Source organism: Mycobacterium neumannii (assembly GCF_048452905.1).
GTDB classification, from domain to species: domain Bacteria; phylum Actinomycetota; class Actinomycetes; order Mycobacteriales; family Mycobacteriaceae; genus Mycobacterium; species Mycobacterium neumannii_B.
In genome coordinates, this window is the sequence record NZ_JBCGVF010000002.1 from 92,991 (window position 1) to 108,131 (window position 15,141).

Consider the following 15,141-nt stretch of genomic DNA (forward strand, 5'->3'; position numbering starts at 1 on the left):
CGGCATGGCTGGCAAGCGGGTCGCGCTGGCGCTGGGCAGCGGTGGCGCCCGCGGCTACGCCCACATCGGGGTGATCGAGGAACTTCAGGACCGCGGCTACGAGATCGTCGGGATCGCAGGATCGTCCATGGGCGCTCTCGTCGGCGGGCTGCACGCGGCGGGCAAGCTCGACGAGTTCTCCGACTGGGCGAAGTCGCTCACCCAGGGCGCCGTGCTGCGGCTGCTCGATCCCTCGATCACCGCAGCGGGCGTGCTGCGCGCGACCAAGATCCTCGACGCTGTTCGCGACATCCTCGGCGAGGTGCGCATCGAGGACCTGCCGATCCCCTACACCGCGGTCGCAACCGACCTCATCGCCGGCAAGTCGGTTTGGCTCCAGAGGGGCCCGGTGGACGCCGCGATCCGAGCGTCGATCGCGATCCCTGGGGTGATCGCACCGCATGTGCTCGACGGGCGCCTGCTCGCCGACGGCGGCATTCTCGAACCGCTGCCCATGGCGCCGATCGCAGCCGTCAACGCCGACCTGACCATCGCGGTGTCCTTGGCAGGCAGCGAGGCGGGCGGCAGCGAAGAACCTGTAGAACCAGCAGGACAGGGTCAACGCGCCACCACCGAGTGGCTGGCGAGGGTGTGGCGCAGCACCGCGTCGCTGTTCGAGTCGAATGCGATGCTGAACCGCTTCGGCGCGGCACCGGAGGACTATCCGGCGGGCGGAGACAGCGAGGAGGAACTCGTCGACGCGACGAAGGAAGCGTCCGTGGTGCCCAAGCTCGGCAGCTTCGAAGTGATGAACCGCACGATCGACATCGCGCAGGCCGCGCTTGCGCGGCACCAGCTCGCCGGTTATCCGCCCGACATGCTCATCGAGGTACCCCGTTCGGCTTGTCGGAGCCTGGAATTCCACCGCGCAGCCGAAGTGATCGACATCGGTATCGAGTTGGCGGCCGCCGCACTGGACGCGTTCGACACCAAACCCGGAACACCTACCGTGACCGAGGATTAGATGCCGAGGTGCTCGGCGATCTGAGCGGCGACGCCGCGGCCCTGCCTGCGTCCAGCATGCGCAGACGGTGTCCGGCACGCGGGGTCGAGCGGGTTGGCGCCGAACGCCGCCAGCGACTCGTCGTCGGCGAACACGCCGAAAGCGTTGCGCGTGGTGACCTCGTCCCTGGCGCCCGCCCCGAACGGTGACGGCGACGACAGGCCCTGTGGGATCAGGGCGACCACGACATCGCAATCGTCGGCCACGGCCAGGTTGACGGTGCTACCGACGCCGCCGTCCATGAAGCGGCGCGACCCGATGGTGACCGGCGGCCACACACCGGGCACCGCGCAGCTGGCCGCGACCGCGTCGACCAGCGAGACACCCGAGGTGCGGTCGAACTCCACCAGTTCCCCGGTCTCGGTGTCGATGGCGGTGATGCGTAGATCGCGGTCGGGCCAGTCGTGCGACGGCAGTCGCTGCTCGATCACCCTTCGCCGCACGTCCTCGGCGACGGTGTCCGCGGCGAGCGCGATCGCACCGATCCGCTGCACTTTCTCGGTTTTCGAGCCGGGAGCGGTCATCGCGTCGAGGAACATCTGGGTGATCGTCTCGATCCCCGCGCCGGGGTTGATCTCCGACGATGACGCCGCGGTCTGCCGGTCGAACAACGCGGGCAGGCCCAGGCCGCTCCCGAGTTGCGCGGCGACCGTCGAACCCGCCGATGTGCCGACCAGAACGTCTGAGGCCAACAACGCATCGGCGGTCGCGGGCGACTCGTCGGCGATACCGGTCAGGATGCCGGTCTCCCACGCGATACCCGCCACGCCGCCGCCGGCCAGTACCAGTGCACGTCTCGTCACAGCCCGTGAGTGTGCCAGGTGAGCGGCGTCGCCCGCGCGGCCCCCGACGCTACGCGAGGCCCTGCGCCGCCCTGCCGCTGATCAACGGCAGGTCGAGATACGTTGCGATGCCGGGTTCTGCGGCGCACACCGCGGGCACCGAGTTCACGCAGTGCGCCGCGGTGCCGACGATGCCGTACTCAGGGCCCTCTCCGCCGACCGCCGACTGAAAGCCCTTGACGACGATGTTGACATCCGGGTTGCCGCGGACCTCCATTTCGTACCGCTGGCCTTCGGGGCCGAATGTCCAAGCGGGGTCGAGGTTTTCCTCACCCATCAGCCAGTTCACGGTGACCCGCACCACCGGTTCTTCGTCGACGAGGGCCTCCCAGTGGAATTTGCGGCCCGCGACCTGCCCCGGTTCGATGACACCGATCGGTGATTCGATCGGCGCAGTGGCGACCGCAATCTCCTGCGCGGAGCGGACTTTCGGATCGGCACGGAAACCCACCTTGTCGACGATCATCTTTACCGCCTGGATGAAGCCGCCGTCGAGCAGCTTCTGCATGGGTCCGCTGAGCGCGTTCTCTGGAACCTCACCGAAGCCCATCACGTGCCGTACGACGTCAGGCGCTTCGTAGGTGCGAAGGTCGGAATACTCTTCGGCCCGAACGAATGTCACGCCGGTCGAGAAGGCGGAGAACAGGAGCGGAAACTTCTCGCTGATCCCGCCTGGCGCGATGCCGGTGCCGTGCAGCGTGGCATTTCCCGCGATCGCCGCCTCCTGCAAAGGCGTGCCCTGCCGGGCGCTGGGATACACCCATCCGACCGGGGTGACGACGTTCTTACCGGACCGCAACAATGCGGCCACCTCGTCCGGATTGGGCAACAGCGGCGAGTAGATCACCGCGTCGGCGTCGAGGGCGAGGATGTCGTCGAGGCTGTTGGTCGCGGTCACGCCCACCGGCTCGATGCCGACGATCTCGCCGACGTCCTTGCCTGCCTTCGCCGGCGAGTGCACCCAGCATCCGACGAGTTCGAGGTCGGGATGTTCGAGCACACCCTTGATCGCTGCGACCCCGACGCCACCGGTCGCCCACTGAACCACCCGTAGGGCCATAGCCGACTCCTCACCGCGAAACTAGAACACGTTCTACTCTTGCAGGTCTACACCACAACCCGTACCGCGCGGGTCACAATGGCTGCGATAGCCGCGATCAAGATCGGGGTTCGGTGCCCCGGGGCCCCTGCAGGGTGGCTTCCTCGATGCTTTCATCGGCCGCTAGACAGCTGGCGCGCTGTATGTTTCTGTCGATCGCAGGGCAGCGAAAGGATCATCAATGTCGACCGCCAGTAGTAACAGGGTCTTCGTCGTCGGTGTCGGAATGACGAGGTTCGAGAAGCCGGGCCGCCGTGAAGGGTGGGACTACCCTCAGATGGCCAAGGAGTCGGGCACCAAGGCACTCGACGACGCCGGCATCGACTACTCCGAAGTCCAGCAGGGATTCGTCGGCTACGTCGCCGGTGACTCGACGTCAGGCAACCGGGCGCTCTACGAACTCGGCTTGACGGGGATTCCGATCGCCAACGTCAACAACAACTGCTCGACCGGTTCGACGGCACTGTTCCTTGCCGCGCAGACGATCCGCGGCGGGCTCGCCGACTGCGTCATCGCTCTGGGTTTCGAGAAGATGCAGCCCGGGTCGCTCCAAGGCGGCCACGACGATCGGGAATCCCCGATGGCGAAGCACGTCGCGGCGATGGCCGAGATCGACGAGTTCGGCTTCCCCGTCGCGCCGTGGATGTTCGGCGCCGCGGGTCGCGAGCACATGCGCCAACATGGAAGCACCGCAGAGCATTTCGCGAAGATCGGGTACAAGAACCACAAGCACTCGGTGAACAATCCGTATGCGCAGTTCCAGGAGGAGTACACCCTCGACGACATCCTGGCCGCGAAAATGATCTCCGACCCGCTGACCAAGCTGCAGTGCTCGCCCACGTCGGACGGGTCAGGTGCAGCGATCGTGGCAAGCGAGGACTTCGTCGACAGGCACGGCCTGGCGGGCCAGGCGGTGGAGATCGTGGGTCAGGCGATGACCACCGACTTCGAGTCCAGCTTCGACGGCAGCGCCAAGAACCTCATCGGCTACGACATGAATGTCAAAGCCGCACAGCAGGTTTACGACCAGTCCGGGCTGGGACCGGCTGACTTCCAGGTGATCGAGCTGCACGACTGCTTCTCGGCCAACGAGCTACTGCTCTACGAGGCGCTGGGGCTGTGCGCCGAGGGTGAGGCGCCCAAGCTCATCGACAACAACGACACCACCTACGGCGGGCGTTGGGTGGTCAACCCCTCCGGCGGGCTGATCTCCAAGGGACACCCGCTCGGTGCGACGGGTCTCGCGCAGTGCGCGGAGCTGACGTGGCAGTTGCGCGGTGCGGCCGACAAGCGACAGGTCGAGGGCGTCACCGCCGCGCTGCAGCACAACATCGGGCTCGGGGGCGCCGCGGTTGTGACCGCTTACCAGCGCGCCGAGCGCTGATAGGGGATCATGGACCGCATGCGGACCACACGGATCCTCGCCGGAGTCGCCACCGTCGTGTGCGCGGCTGTCATGCTGCCCGCCGGTGTCGCATCGGCCGACGATCAGGAGTCGGCGCAGGAGGTCATCAGCAAGCTGCAGGATCAGGGGTACAACGTGACCATCGACAAGATCGGCACGGCCCCGCTGTCCGACTGCGTGGTCACCAGCGTGCGCAATCCCCAGGAGTTCACCCAGCTGGTGCCGCTGCTCGGCGGAAATCAGGACGGGGTGCTGTTCCCCGTGACCATCAGCAAGCCGATCTCGGTGTCGCTGGACTGCAGCGGTCGCTAGCGACTCCGGTGTGGTTGGTTGCGATAGGCGCGACCAACCACACCGAAACCGACGCATCAGCGTGAGCAATCCGCGGTGACGGTGATCGTGCGCTGGGCCACCACCTGGATCAGGTCGTCGCCGCGTCGCACCAATTCGGTTCGCTCACGGGCATTTCGGACATCGGTGACGACGCACTCGTCAAGGGGCGCACTCCCGATCCGATTGACCTTGACGTCGAAGCCTTGGGCCTCGAGTGTGGCGATGGTCAGCTCCGCCGAATCGGCCGCCGACGCGATGGCCGCCGGCGCGAGAATCGCACCGCATGCCGCCGCGGCCAGCCCGACCATTGTCAACAGTATTGCGCGCATGCCGCGCTCCCTTCGTGACCCGAAGACCCCGGTGGCCTTTCAGGTGGTACGACGGGACAACCGCGACGAAGGTTCAACGCGATCTGATGGAAGGACGATATGACTGCGGAAGTGAGGACGCGCGACGGTCGTCGGCTGGCCCTCGCCGAGGTCGGCGACCCGAACGGTCCCCTCGTCATGCACAACCACGGTGGGCCCAGCAGCCGCTTGGAGGTCCTGCTGTTGGCGGACTCGGCGGCCAAGAACGGGATCCGGCTCGTCGGCGTCGACCGCCCGGGTATGGGACAGTCGAGCGTTCAGAAGGTCCGGTCGTACGCCGGCTGGGCCGAGGACCTGACGACCATCGCGGATGTGTTGGGTTACCGGGAGTTCGGTGTGACGGGCTGGTCGGAGGGCGGCCCATGGGCGCTGGCGGCCGCCGCCTACATCGACAGCGGGCGGCTGCGCCATGTCAGCAGCATCGCGCCCGGTAGTTACGGCGCGTTCGGTGACAACTCCGCGGCGCCGTACCTGTCGAAGATCGATGCCCTTGGCGGCTTCCTCGCGCTACGGTTCAAGCCCGCCTTTCGCCTCATGTATGCCGCGCTCGGATACTCCGCCAAGAACATGCGCGACGGATTCGTCAAGACCCTCCTCAGGTCGGTCGGTGAGCACGACCGGCAGATACTGAGTCGCCCGGAGGTCGAAACGACGTTCATGAATGCGGTCGCCGAATGCTTCGCTCACGGCTCGGACGGCTTGGTCCGCGACGCCGAAGTGCTCTACCGGCGCTGGGACTTCGACGTATCGCGGATCGCGAGGCCGGTGCATCTGTGGCAGGGGCTCGACGACCGACTCGTGCCCGATCCGATCAACAAGGCGGTGTCGGACTCGATGCCAGGTTCGGTGTGGCATCCCGTCGACGGAGCAGGGCACTTCGTCGCGATCGGCTCAGGCGACGAGATCTTCGCCGTCGCCGCGGACGAGCTGAGAACGCCGTGACCCTGGTCTGCGCTACCTAAGCCGTGACCGGCTCGAGCTCGCGGACCGTGGGGGCCACGATCGGATCCGTCGCGACGAACTCCGAGTACAGCAGCGGCATCGACGCGCTCACGGCGAACATCGCCACCCCGCCCGCGTAGTCGGCCACATAAAGCCGGCCACCGCGCGAATCGACTGCCACGCAGGACGGCCGGCCGTCGACGATGATCGTGTCGACGATCTGCAGGGTCAGCGTGCACAGCACCGCGACGTGGTCATAGTCGACGATGTAGGCCCTGCTCTTGTCCTCGCCCATCGCGAGCTGCGTGGGGGCGCCGCCGACGTCGATGACATCGGTGATGCGTCCCGAGGACAACTCGATCACGTGGACCACACCGCCGCGGGTCCGGTCCGAGCTCAGGACGAACGCCGCGCCGTCGGCGAGCGCGACATCGCGAATCGGCGCACCGATCCGCACCGCACCGCCGACACGGCCGGTCTCGAGTTCGACGGTGAGAACCGCGCTGCCCCGCGCATCGGTGGTCGCGACATACAGCCGTGTTCCGCTCGGGTCGATCGCGAGGGCATCGATGCCGATGCCCGCGCCGGTAGCGATGTCGATGGTGTCCACCCGGTCGGCGGGGATGTCGATCACCGCGACGTCGATGTGCCCGTCACCGGTTCGGCCGGCGTAGACGCGCTTGCCGTCTGGGCTCACGACCAGTGCCGTGACGTTGTCCGCCAGCGGGTACGACGCGATCACCGACTTGGTCGCGGTGTCCAGGACGGTCACCTCGTCCTTGTGGGTCCAGGATGAGGTGCTCACATAAGCGCGGTCGTCGTGGACTGCCACCGCGAAGGGCTCACCGTGGACCGCGACGATGGCCTCGGCGGCGAGGGTGCGGGAATTGAGCACCGCGACGCTGTCGTCGCCCGGGTGGGTCACCACGGTTGCACCGGTGCCGGTTGCGGCGATATCGCCGATCGGTCCTCGGCTCAGCTCCACTGCACCCAACGCCGTAGGCGCATGTTCAGGCATCAAAAAGTCAACCATCGAAAATCGGTACCTCCGCCGGCATCGCGTGCAACCGGACCTAGATTTCAAGTCGTAACGCGCCAAATCGGCGCGGTCTGAGCCGAGTTTAGCGACGAAATCCGACATCCCGTGTCGGTGCGAAAAGCGGCACCTGAGACAACCTGTGAACCTCTCAGACACCGCTTAGAAAAGCGCGCGTTACCCGATTGTTACTAAACCTCGGCAACGCCAAGACAGCCCATGACCTGTGTAAATACTGCTGCCGCAAGATTTTCCGAATAACGTTGGTCGACCGCATTTATAAAGGCTTCTTACCTTTCGATGACAAAGTGAGCGGTAAATCACAGGCGACACGACAGCAAATCAGCAACAGGCGCCACGACCGTCACAGGACGCGGTGCGACCTGCCTGTGAAGAACAACTAGCCCACCAGGCGCAGTCGGGGTCTACGGGGCGGCGTCGGCGGGTTCACGCGGACCACCGGAATCAGCTCCTCGGGATCGCACAGTGCCAGGACCCTGGACACCACTGCACCGGGCAGCACGCGCCACGGCACACCGGCCCGGAGGAGTCGTGCGTTGAGGGCGTAAAGGGCGGTGACCCCGTCGAAGGCAAAGAAGCCCAGACAGGAGAGATCCAGTGTGACGTGCTGTGCGTCCGCGATCGTTTCAGCCACCAGGGCCGCGAAGTCCTTGGCGTTGGCGGCGTCGACCTCACCGGTCACTGTCACGACCACGTGGCCGGACCCACCGATTGCACCGGTGCTGGAGGCGACGGACAGCCCACGCCTGGGCTGTGATGACGGGCGTTCGATCGCCGCGACGGACATTGCCGGTTCCCGACCGCGTCCGAGTTACCGCTGCCTGGTTCCGCGCTCGGCGCAGATATCGGGTTGGGCGCTGTCGACGCCCGGGGAATTCTCGCCCATGCCTGCGCTCGCTTTCTGCGATGGAAGTCAGCGATGCGCCTTTACCCGCGTCGGCCGCCGGCCAAACACAATCACGCAGAAGTTGCGAAAGGCTCCTGAGAGGCGAGCCGGCAATCGTCGAACTCGAGTCGTACGCGGGTGCCGGACGCCGAGGGGTCGATCGTGGCCCGATCGGAGAGAGCGCGCATGAGCTGGATGCCGCGACCGCGGGTGTTCGGCTTGCCGTCGGGCTCTTTCTCCAGCCAGGCTCCCTGGTCGGAGACGGTCGCGACCAGGCGCCGATCCTCGGCGTCGTACCGGGCGGTGACCGCCATGGTCCCGGCCTGTCCAGCCTGGACATAGGCGAATTCAGCGGAATTGGTCAAGGCTTCGTTCACCGCCAGCAATATGTCGCTGAGCCGGTCGGCGTCGAGCGCGAAATTCGTTCGGAGCCATTGCCCAAAGGCATTGCGGAACTCGGCAACGGTCTGCGCGTCTGCCGGGCCGTTGCTGGAAAAGCCGAGTTCCGTCGGAGCGTTCATGGTGTTCTCGGTTTACCCCGTTCGGCCCGAGCTCACGCTGTGATGTTGTCGAGAGCGGCGTCCAGCGACGAAAACAGGTCGATCAGATCGGCGATCCCCGTGATCTTCAGCGGCCGGCTGGTGGCGGATCCGTCCGCGACGACGGCGAACTTGGTGGCGGTGCCGTCGGTCTGGTTGTGGGTCTCCATCAGCACCTGCATGCCCGCGGACCCCAGAAACTCAACGCTGGTCAGATCGACGATCAAGCCCACCGGATCCTTGCCCAACGCCGCTTGCACAGCGTCCCGCAGCTGCGGTGCCGTGAGCATGTCGAGGTCACCGGAGGCGGCGACGACAGCTACGCGTCCCACCCAGTTCTCGGTACAAAGTTGTCCGTCCAAGCCTCACCTCTTGTTTGGCAACCACCGTAGCGGTCATGGCCGATCACGCGAGGCTGCAGTCTTAACCCGGGCAACAGGGTAGCGGCTTCACGATACCGATGCCTAAACGGGGACCCATCCGCGCCGGTCAGGCCACAATAACTCGGCTTTGGCTACTATGTTGGCCGGTGCACTGTGTCCACCAGTTGCACCGCGATCAGCTGCAACGGCGTGTTCTTCTCCTGGGAGAGCTTCACCAGGAGGTTGAACGCAGCGGCCGCGTCGACGGCGAAGCGCTCCATGATCATTCCTTTGGCCTGACCGATGATGTCGCGTGATGCCAGCGCGTTTTGGAACTGGTCGTTACGGCGCGCGGTCGCCAAACCGATCGCTGCGTGCGCCGCCACCGCCAGCGCCAGGTCCTCAAGGTGGGGTGTGAAGGCACGGGCCCGCTCCGAGTAGAGGTTCAGCGCACCGATCTCCGAATCGTGGGTGTAGAGCTGGATCGAGAGGCTGGAGCGCACCGGGGTGGCTTCGAGGGCGCGTCCGATGAACTCGACCCATCGGTCCTCGGTTTGGAAGTCGTTGATCCGAACCGTCATGTGTTCGTGGACGGCGTCCACGCATGGGCCCTGCTGAAGCTCCTCCTGCAAGGTGTCGAGGTCCTTGGGCACCGGACCCGTGGCTGCGACCGAGCGCACCCGCCGGCTCTTGGGCTCCACCAGCGAAATTCCCGCGTGGTGCACATTCGGCAGGATGCGCACCGCCGTCGCGGTCACCTCGTCGACGAGGTTGTCGACGTCCATGTCGGCGCTCTTCTGGCTGTGCAGGCTTCGTGCCAACCGGGCGATCTCTTCGTGAAGAGCGCCGCCGCGCAGATCCGTCATATCTCACCCCATACGATCGGTTCCCGGCCATCGTATGACCGAACCCTGTCAGGGGCGGCCTCCCCCGAGGATGCGTACCAGGTCGGGCTTCATCGCCTGCAGTTGTGAACCCCAGTACGCCCAGGTGTGCGTCCCGTCGGTCGGGAAGTTGAACACCGCGTTCCGTCCGCCCGCCGCGAGGTACTTCTGCTGGAACTCCTTGTTCGTCGACAGCGTGATGTTCTCGAGGAACTGCGCGCTGTACTGCGCACCGAAGTTCGCGCCGTCGTCGAGTTCGGAGGTCGCGCCGTTTCCGCAATAGACCCACAGCGCGGTGTTGTTGGCGACCAGCGTGTTGACGTTGACCATCGGATCGTTGCGCCGCCATGCCGGGTCCGACGTCGGCCCCCACATATGGGTCGCGCTGTAGCCGCCCGCGTCTTTCATCGAAAAGCCGATCAGAGTGGGCCATAGACCGCTTGACGGGTTGAGGTAGCCCGACAACGAACCGGCGAAGATGAACTGGCGCGGATGCCATACCGCGAGGGTCAGCGCCGCGCTGCCCGACATCGAAAGACCCACGACCGCGTTGCCGGTCGGCGCCTGCCCCCGGTTGGCTGCCAACCACGCGGGCAGTTCCTGAGTCAGGAACGTCTCCCACTTATAGGTCACGGTGCCTGCGCTTCCCACCGCGGGCTGATACCAGTCGGTGTAGAAGCTGGCCTGTCCGCCTACGGGCATCACGACCGAGATGCCGGACTCGTAGAACCACTCGAACGCACCGGTGTTGATGTCCCAACCGTTGGCATCCTCCTGCGCGCGCAGTCCGTCGAGCAGGTACACCGAATGCGGACCGCCGCCCTGGAACTGCACGCGGATGTTTCGCCCCATCGACGGGGACGGCACCTCGAGTGTCTCCACCGGCAACCCGTCACGGGAATACGCAGCGGCCGTTGGCGTTGGGATCCCAACGCAGACGAGCAGCATCGCGAACAGCGCAGCCCAGAGTCGGCTCACAGACGATTTCACGCGGGCAAGCTAGCAAGTCGTTGCCGGCATGCTCAGCGGGCCACGCAGCGCTTGACCAGCTTGTTACCAAACCTCAGCCGCGGATTCAGCGGCCGCGGATCAACAACCGAGTTCGTTGATCGCGATGCTGACGATGTCAGCTGCGGCGGTAACCGAAACGCCCAGGTCCTCGCGCACCATCAGCATCGATTCGGCGGCGGGCACGCCACGCGCCGCGTTGGCGCAGACCTTGTTGCCCGCGGCGATCAATTGGTCCGCGGACAGGAAGACGTACGTCTCCTGAAGCTTGCGCACAAACTCCGCCTGATCGGCCGCTGCCGGCGCGGCGAATGCGACTGCTGTGGCGGTAGCACCGGTGATTAGTCCGAAGATGCGTCGCACAAGAACCCCTCCGATTGGTCATTGATGTCCGCGGCGCACCCGGAAACCGGCCGAGCGCCAAGCGCGAAACCCCGACACCCGCGTGCCCTGACGACACTCCATCCACATTGACGGGCGCGTCATAACGTACCCGTTGTTAGGGGAACGAATCATTTCCGCCGTCGACAGGTAACGTTTTCATAACGGCTTGATCAGGTGACCGCCGTCTCACACTTCGCCATCCGCGCAGGTAACCCCCGTACCCGGACGCCTCCCGGCGCGTGCGCGTGAGCTGTGGAAACTTGCCTGTCATTTTTTGCTGGCATACCGTCATAACGCCGATGACGTAACTGATGCGATTCGATGATTTTGTTCGGTGGTGACAACGCAAGTGACCATTCGCGACCGGGACCCAGTCCCGGAGGAGCGGACGGCTGGTTCGAAAGCGCCAGCAGTGCAGCCAGATTCGTGGACGAATCATCTCCGCTCGCCGAATGAGGGCGATGCCATCGCGATGCATCGTCTGGTGGCCGAGACTGAAGTGCTCGATCTGAACTCCACCTACACATACCTGTTGATGGCCACCGACTTTGCCAGTACGTCCATCGTCGCGGAAAAAGACGGCGGCATCTGTGGACTGATCACCGGCTACCACCCGCCGGCACGCCCCGAAGTCCTCTTCGTCTGGCAGGTAGCCGTTTCGGCGGCTGCGCGGGGAACCGGGTTGGCCAGCGCCATGCTCGACGGCCTCGTCCACCGTGTTCGCGCCAACCGCCGAGGCCATCCGGTCACGGTGGAGGCCACGGTGGCACCGAGTAACTCGGCTTCGCGCGCGTTCTTCGGCGCGTTTGCTCGCCGACACGGGGTGCCCCTGATCGAGGAACCCCGCTTCACCGCCGCACACCTGGCGGCCGATCAGTCCCACGAGGACGAGCCGACTGTCCGGATCGGACCCATCACCACACCTTTGGCCGACTGACCCCTCAGAAAGGACACATGTCTACGCCAGCAACACTCCCCCGTCCCGACGAATCCGACCTTCCCGAGGTTTATAGCTCGGTCGAATCCGAAGTACGCAGCTACTGCCGTGGATGGCCGACCACCATGGCCGTCGCGCAGGGCTCGTGGATGACAGATACCTCCGGTCGGCGCTACCTCGACTTCTTCGCCGGAGCCGGCGCGCTGAATTACGGCCACAACAACCCCGAGCTGAAACGGCCGTTGATCGAATACCTGGCCAACGACAACATCGTGCACTCGCTCGACATGGCCACCGCGGCCAAGACGGAGTTCCTGGAGAACTTCGAGCAGCTGATCCTCAAGCCTCGCGACCTCGACTACAAGGTGCAGTTCCCGGGGCCGACCGGGGCGAACGCCGTCGAGTCAGCGCTCAAGCTGGCCCGCAAGGTGACCGGTCGCGAATCGATCATTAACTTCACCAACGCATTTCACGGCATGACCCTCGGCGCGCTGTCGGTCACCGGCAACTCGATGAAGCGCGCCGGCGCCGGTATCCCGCTGGTGCACGCCACACCGATGCCGTATGACAACTATTTCGGCGGCGTCACCGAGGACTTCCACTGGTTCGAGCGCGTGCTCGACGACTCGGGCGGCGGGCTCAACCACCCGGCCGCGGTGATCGTCGAAACCGTGCAGGGCGAGGGCGGTCTCAATGTCGCGCGGATGGAGTGGTTGCAGGCGCTCGCCGAGCTGTGCAGCCGCCGCGAGATCCTGTTGATCGTCGACGACGTGCAGATGGGTTGCGGACGCACCGGCCGGTTCTTCAGCTTCGAAGAGGCCGGCATCGTCCCCGACATCGTCACGCTGTCCAAGTCGATCAGCGGATACGGCCTTCCGATGGCACTGACCTTGTTCCGCAGGGACCTGGACGTGTGGACCCCCGGCGAGCACAACGGCACCTTCCGTGGCCACAACCCGGCGTTCGTCACCGCCAGCAAGGCACTCGAGATCTATTGGCAGACCGAGACATTCGGTGACGACACGATCGCCAAGGGCCGGCAGGTCCGAGACCGCCTGGAAACCATCGCCGACAAGTATCCCGGCGTCTCCGCGCGCGGGCGCGGGATGGCGCAGGGGCTCAAGTTCGAGGATGCGCCGATGGCGTCGGCCGTGTGCCGCGCGGCGTTCGATCGCGGGGTACTCATGGAGACCAGCGGCCCCTCGGACGAGGTCGTCAAACTGCTTCCCCCGCTGACCACTTCCGAGTCGGATCTGGATGCGGGCATCGACATCCTCGCCGACTCGGTCGCCGCAACGCTTTCCTGACCACATCACGCCGAAAGGAGCACGACGTGATCGTGCGCACCACTGACGAGATCACCGGCACCGAACGCGACGTGTCGGCCAAGCACTGGAGATCCAAGCGAATCATCCTGGCGGGTGACGGCGTCGGATTCTCCTTCCACGAGACCACTATCGACGCGAACTCGGTCAACGATTTCCACTACCGCCATCACGTCGAGGCGGTCTGGGTGGTCGAGGGCACGGGCACACTGACCAACCACGAGACCGGTGAGGAACACCCGCTTCGGCCCGGCACCATGTATCTGCTCGACGGGCATGAACGCCACCGCGTCACATGCCATACTCAGCTGCGGATGCTGTGTGTATTCAATCCTCCCGTGACCGGACAAGAGGTTCACGACGAGACTGGTACCTACCCTCCCCCGGCGGTGCAAGCGAGTTGAGCGACAACATATTTACCGACACCAGGGACCGATATCCCACGCGGCTGTCGGAACCGAGCGATCCGATTCCGCGCGCCGAGCCCACGGTGTGGGGCCAGGAGTCGGACGGTCCGCTGTTCGAGACCGACCTGCAGTCGATCGACGCCAACGGATACCTGGTGCAGCGGTCGGCGGTGGATAACAACTGGCTGACGACGCTGCGCGGCGAGTTGAACACTATTGGCGCCAAGGCCGACCCGGAGGACCCGCGGATCATTCGTGAACCCGGCGGCACCATCCGGTCGGTGTTCCAGCCCCATCTGTTCAGCGATGTCATCGCCGAGGTGGTCACCCTCGACACGGTCTTGCCCGTGGCCCGTCAATTGCTGGGCAGTGACGTCTACCTGCACCAGGCGCGGATCAACCTGATGCCGGGATTCACCGGGACCGGGTTCTACTGGCATTCCGATTTCGAGACATGGCACGCCGAGGACGGCATGCCCGCCATGCGGGCCGTGTCGTGTTCGATCTCGCTGACCGACAACTTCCCCTACAACGGCTCGCTGATGGTGATGCCGGGTTCGCACAAGACGTTCTACCCGTGCGTCGGCGCGACTCCGCGCAACAATCACACCTCCTCGTTGGTGAAACAGGAGATCGGCGTTCCGAGCCAGGCCACGCTCAGCGAGGCCGCCGCCCGCTACGGCATCGACCAGATCACAGGGCCTGCCGGTACCGCGCTGTGGTTCGACTCGAACGTGATGCACGGTTCGGGTTCGAACATCACGCCGTTGCCGCGCTCGAACGTCTTCCTGGTGTTCAACTCCGTCGAGAACCAGCTCGTGGCGCCCTTCCGAGCCGAGACTCCGAGGCCCGAATACCTGGCGGCCAGGGACAGCCAACCCTTCAGCACTCCCTCGCTGGTGCAGTGAACGTCGCCGTGGCCGCCCTGTAAGGGCGGCCACGCGACAAATGCGGGCCACGAACTCAACCTCCATCGCGTTTGCTCGCTTCCGCTTTGGCGCCTCGGCCGCTTCCAACCGGTCGCGCAATGACCCGGGCTTGACGCTTGCAGCCCTGCCGATCTTCGCAAACTGGACAGCGAGTCGACGCTGCCCTGAGCGACCTCCTGCCCGAAGCGGCGCCTGCTCTGCCCGCCATGGACTCTTGGACGGTGTCAGCTACCCGTGGCACACGCAGCTTCTATTTGCCCCAGTCCTCCCCGGTCCTCTGCGGACGTGCAGATGCTCGAGACATCAGCGAAGTAGCTTCGCGGCGCTCACGATCGATCCTGGATGTTTTGAGAGCATTTGAGCTGTTCAAAGGTGCCTTTTCGGCCATCGGA

General features: G+C 65.3%; 18 protein-coding genes. 8 read left to right on the plus strand and 10 right to left on the minus strand.

Annotated features, from left to right (window positions below):
- The first annotated feature begins 4 nt into the window (after window positions 1-4).
- On the plus strand, window positions 5-1,003 hold the full coding sequence (locus AAHH99_RS05055) for a patatin-like phospholipase family protein (RefSeq protein ID WP_418767688.1): 999 nt from the start codon (window positions 5-7) through the stop codon (window positions 1,001-1,003).
- On the opposite strand, the gene AAHH99_RS05060 is transcribed toward AAHH99_RS05055, so the two are convergent.
- On the minus strand, window positions 1,000-1,845 hold the full coding sequence (locus AAHH99_RS05060) for a patatin-like phospholipase family protein (RefSeq protein ID WP_418767689.1): 846 nt from the start codon (window positions 1,843-1,845) through the stop codon (window positions 1,000-1,002). The two genes, AAHH99_RS05055 and AAHH99_RS05060, sit on opposite strands and share 4 nt — an antisense overlap.
- A 49-nt stretch (window positions 1,846-1,894) precedes the next feature.
- The gene (locus tag AAHH99_RS05065) at window positions 1,895-2,944 is read right to left on the minus strand and encodes a dihydrodipicolinate reductase (protein ID WP_418767690.1); all 1,050 of its coding nucleotides are present in this window, start codon (window positions 2,942-2,944) and stop codon (window positions 1,895-1,897) included.
- A gap of 220 nt (window positions 2,945-3,164) precedes the next feature.
- Between AAHH99_RS05065 and AAHH99_RS05070 the strand changes: the two genes are divergently transcribed.
- Window positions 3,165-4,367: a lipid-transfer protein gene (locus AAHH99_RS05070; protein WP_418767691.1), complete on the plus strand. Its 1,203-nt coding sequence runs from the start codon at window positions 3,165-3,167 to the stop codon at window positions 4,365-4,367.
- Between the two features lie 18 nt (window positions 4,368-4,385).
- Window positions 4,386-4,700, plus strand: a complete 315-nt coding sequence (locus tag AAHH99_RS05075) for a hypothetical protein (RefSeq protein ID WP_064420218.1) — start codon at window positions 4,386-4,388, stop codon at window positions 4,698-4,700.
- Between the two features lie 56 nt (window positions 4,701-4,756).
- Here AAHH99_RS05075 and AAHH99_RS05080 read toward each other — a convergent pair whose 3' ends face one another.
- Window positions 4,757-5,050 carry a hypothetical protein gene (locus AAHH99_RS05080; protein ID WP_418767692.1) on the minus strand — a complete coding sequence of 98 codons (294 nt, stop codon included), beginning with the start codon at window positions 5,048-5,050 and terminating at the stop codon, window positions 4,757-4,759.
- A gap of 99 nt (window positions 5,051-5,149) precedes the next feature.
- Between AAHH99_RS05080 and AAHH99_RS05085 the strand changes: the two genes are divergently transcribed.
- Complete coding sequence (locus AAHH99_RS05085; protein WP_418767693.1) at window positions 5,150-6,031, plus strand: alpha/beta fold hydrolase; 882 nt, start codon at window positions 5,150-5,152, stop codon at window positions 6,029-6,031.
- Between the two features lie 16 nt (window positions 6,032-6,047).
- On the opposite strand, the gene AAHH99_RS05090 is transcribed toward AAHH99_RS05085, so the two are convergent.
- From AAHH99_RS05090 to AAHH99_RS05120, 7 genes are all read right to left on the minus strand, one after another.
- Window positions 6,048-7,064, minus strand: a complete 1,017-nt coding sequence (locus tag AAHH99_RS05090) for a hypothetical protein (RefSeq protein WP_418767694.1) — start codon at window positions 7,062-7,064, stop codon at window positions 6,048-6,050.
- Window positions 7,065-7,467: 403 nt separating this feature from the next.
- On the minus strand, window positions 7,468-7,782 hold the full coding sequence (locus tag AAHH99_RS05095) for an STAS domain-containing protein (protein ID WP_418767695.1): 315 nt from the start codon (window positions 7,780-7,782) through the stop codon (window positions 7,468-7,470).
- A gap of 263 nt (window positions 7,783-8,045) precedes the next feature.
- On the minus strand, window positions 8,046-8,495 hold the full coding sequence (locus AAHH99_RS05100) for an ATP-binding protein (RefSeq protein WP_418767696.1): 450 nt from the start codon (window positions 8,493-8,495) through the stop codon (window positions 8,046-8,048).
- Window positions 8,496-8,527: 32 nt separating this feature from the next.
- Complete coding sequence (locus AAHH99_RS05105) at window positions 8,528-8,875, minus strand: STAS domain-containing protein (protein WP_064394931.1); 348 nt, start codon at window positions 8,873-8,875, stop codon at window positions 8,528-8,530.
- 155 nt (window positions 8,876-9,030) lie between these two features.
- Window positions 9,031-9,741 carry a GAF and ANTAR domain-containing protein gene (locus AAHH99_RS05110; RefSeq protein ID WP_418767697.1) on the minus strand — a complete coding sequence of 237 codons (711 nt, stop codon included), beginning with the start codon at window positions 9,739-9,741 and terminating at the stop codon, window positions 9,031-9,033.
- Between the two features lie 48 nt (window positions 9,742-9,789).
- Window positions 9,790-10,707: an esterase family protein gene (locus tag AAHH99_RS05115; protein ID WP_066846049.1), complete on the minus strand. Its 918-nt coding sequence runs from the start codon at window positions 10,705-10,707 to the stop codon at window positions 9,790-9,792.
- A 141-nt stretch (window positions 10,708-10,848) separates the two neighbouring features.
- Entirely contained in the window at window positions 10,849-11,130 is a 282-nt protein-coding gene (locus AAHH99_RS05120; RefSeq protein ID WP_418767698.1) for a DUF732 domain-containing protein, read from the minus strand.
- 433 nt (window positions 11,131-11,563) lie between these two features.
- On the opposite strand from AAHH99_RS05120, the gene ectA reads away from it, so the two are divergent.
- Genes ectA through thpD form a run of 4 tightly spaced genes read left to right on the plus strand, consistent with a single transcriptional unit; the run spans window position 11,564 to window position 14,728 of the window.
- Window positions 11,564-12,088 carry a diaminobutyrate acetyltransferase gene (gene ectA / locus AAHH99_RS05125; RefSeq protein WP_255392238.1) on the plus strand — a complete coding sequence of 175 codons (525 nt, stop codon included), beginning with the start codon at window positions 11,564-11,566 and terminating at the stop codon, window positions 12,086-12,088.
- 17 nt (window positions 12,089-12,105) lie between these two features.
- Complete coding sequence (gene ectB, locus AAHH99_RS05130; RefSeq protein WP_418767699.1) at window positions 12,106-13,395, plus strand: diaminobutyrate--2-oxoglutarate transaminase; 1,290 nt, start codon at window positions 12,106-12,108, stop codon at window positions 13,393-13,395.
- A 26-nt stretch (window positions 13,396-13,421) separates the two neighbouring features.
- The gene (locus AAHH99_RS05135) at window positions 13,422-13,817 is read left to right on the plus strand and encodes an ectoine synthase (RefSeq protein ID WP_418767700.1); all 396 of its coding nucleotides are present in this window, start codon (window positions 13,422-13,424) and stop codon (window positions 13,815-13,817) included.
- Window positions 13,814-14,728, plus strand: coding sequence for an ectoine hydroxylase (gene thpD, locus AAHH99_RS05140; RefSeq protein ID WP_418767701.1), 915 nt, complete (start codon window positions 13,814-13,816; stop codon window positions 14,726-14,728). The genes AAHH99_RS05135 and thpD overlap by 4 nt, the downstream gene beginning before the upstream one ends.
- Window positions 14,729-15,141: the final 413 nt, after the last annotated feature.

Bases quoted from the DNA above. Each gene is read 5' to 3' on its own strand.
- AAHH99_RS05110 (WP_418767697.1), bottom strand. From the start codon at position 9,741: ATGACGGATCTGCGCGGCGGCGCTCTTCACGAAGAGATCGCCCGGTTG.
- AAHH99_RS05075 (WP_064420218.1), top strand. From the start codon at position 4,386: ATGCGGACCACACGGATCCTCGCCGGAGTCGCCACCGTCGTGTGCGCG.
- AAHH99_RS05070 (WP_418767691.1), top strand. From the start codon at position 3,165: ATGTCGACCGCCAGTAGTAACAGGGTCTTCGTCGTCGGTGTCGGAATG.
- AAHH99_RS05080 (WP_418767692.1), bottom strand. From the start codon at position 5,050: ATGCGCGCAATACTGTTGACAATGGTCGGGCTGGCCGCGGCGGCATGC.
- AAHH99_RS05065 (WP_418767690.1), bottom strand. From the start codon at position 2,944: ATGGCCCTACGGGTGGTTCAGTGGGCGACCGGTGGCGTCGGGGTCGCA.
- AAHH99_RS05055 (WP_418767688.1), top strand. From the start codon at position 5: ATGGCTGGCAAGCGGGTCGCGCTGGCGCTGGGCAGCGGTGGCGCCCGC.
- ectB (WP_418767699.1), top strand. From the start codon at position 12,106: ATGTCTACGCCAGCAACACTCCCCCGTCCCGACGAATCCGACCTTCCC.
- AAHH99_RS05115 (WP_066846049.1), bottom strand. From the start codon at position 10,707: ATGCTGCTCGTCTGCGTTGGGATCCCAACGCCAACGGCCGCTGCGTAT.
- AAHH99_RS05085 (WP_418767693.1), top strand. From the start codon at position 5,150: ATGACTGCGGAAGTGAGGACGCGCGACGGTCGTCGGCTGGCCCTCGCC.
- AAHH99_RS05090 (WP_418767694.1), bottom strand. From the start codon at position 7,064: ATGGTTGACTTTTTGATGCCTGAACATGCGCCTACGGCGTTGGGTGCA.
- AAHH99_RS05100 (WP_418767696.1), bottom strand. From the start codon at position 8,495: ATGAACGCTCCGACGGAACTCGGCTTTTCCAGCAACGGCCCGGCAGAC.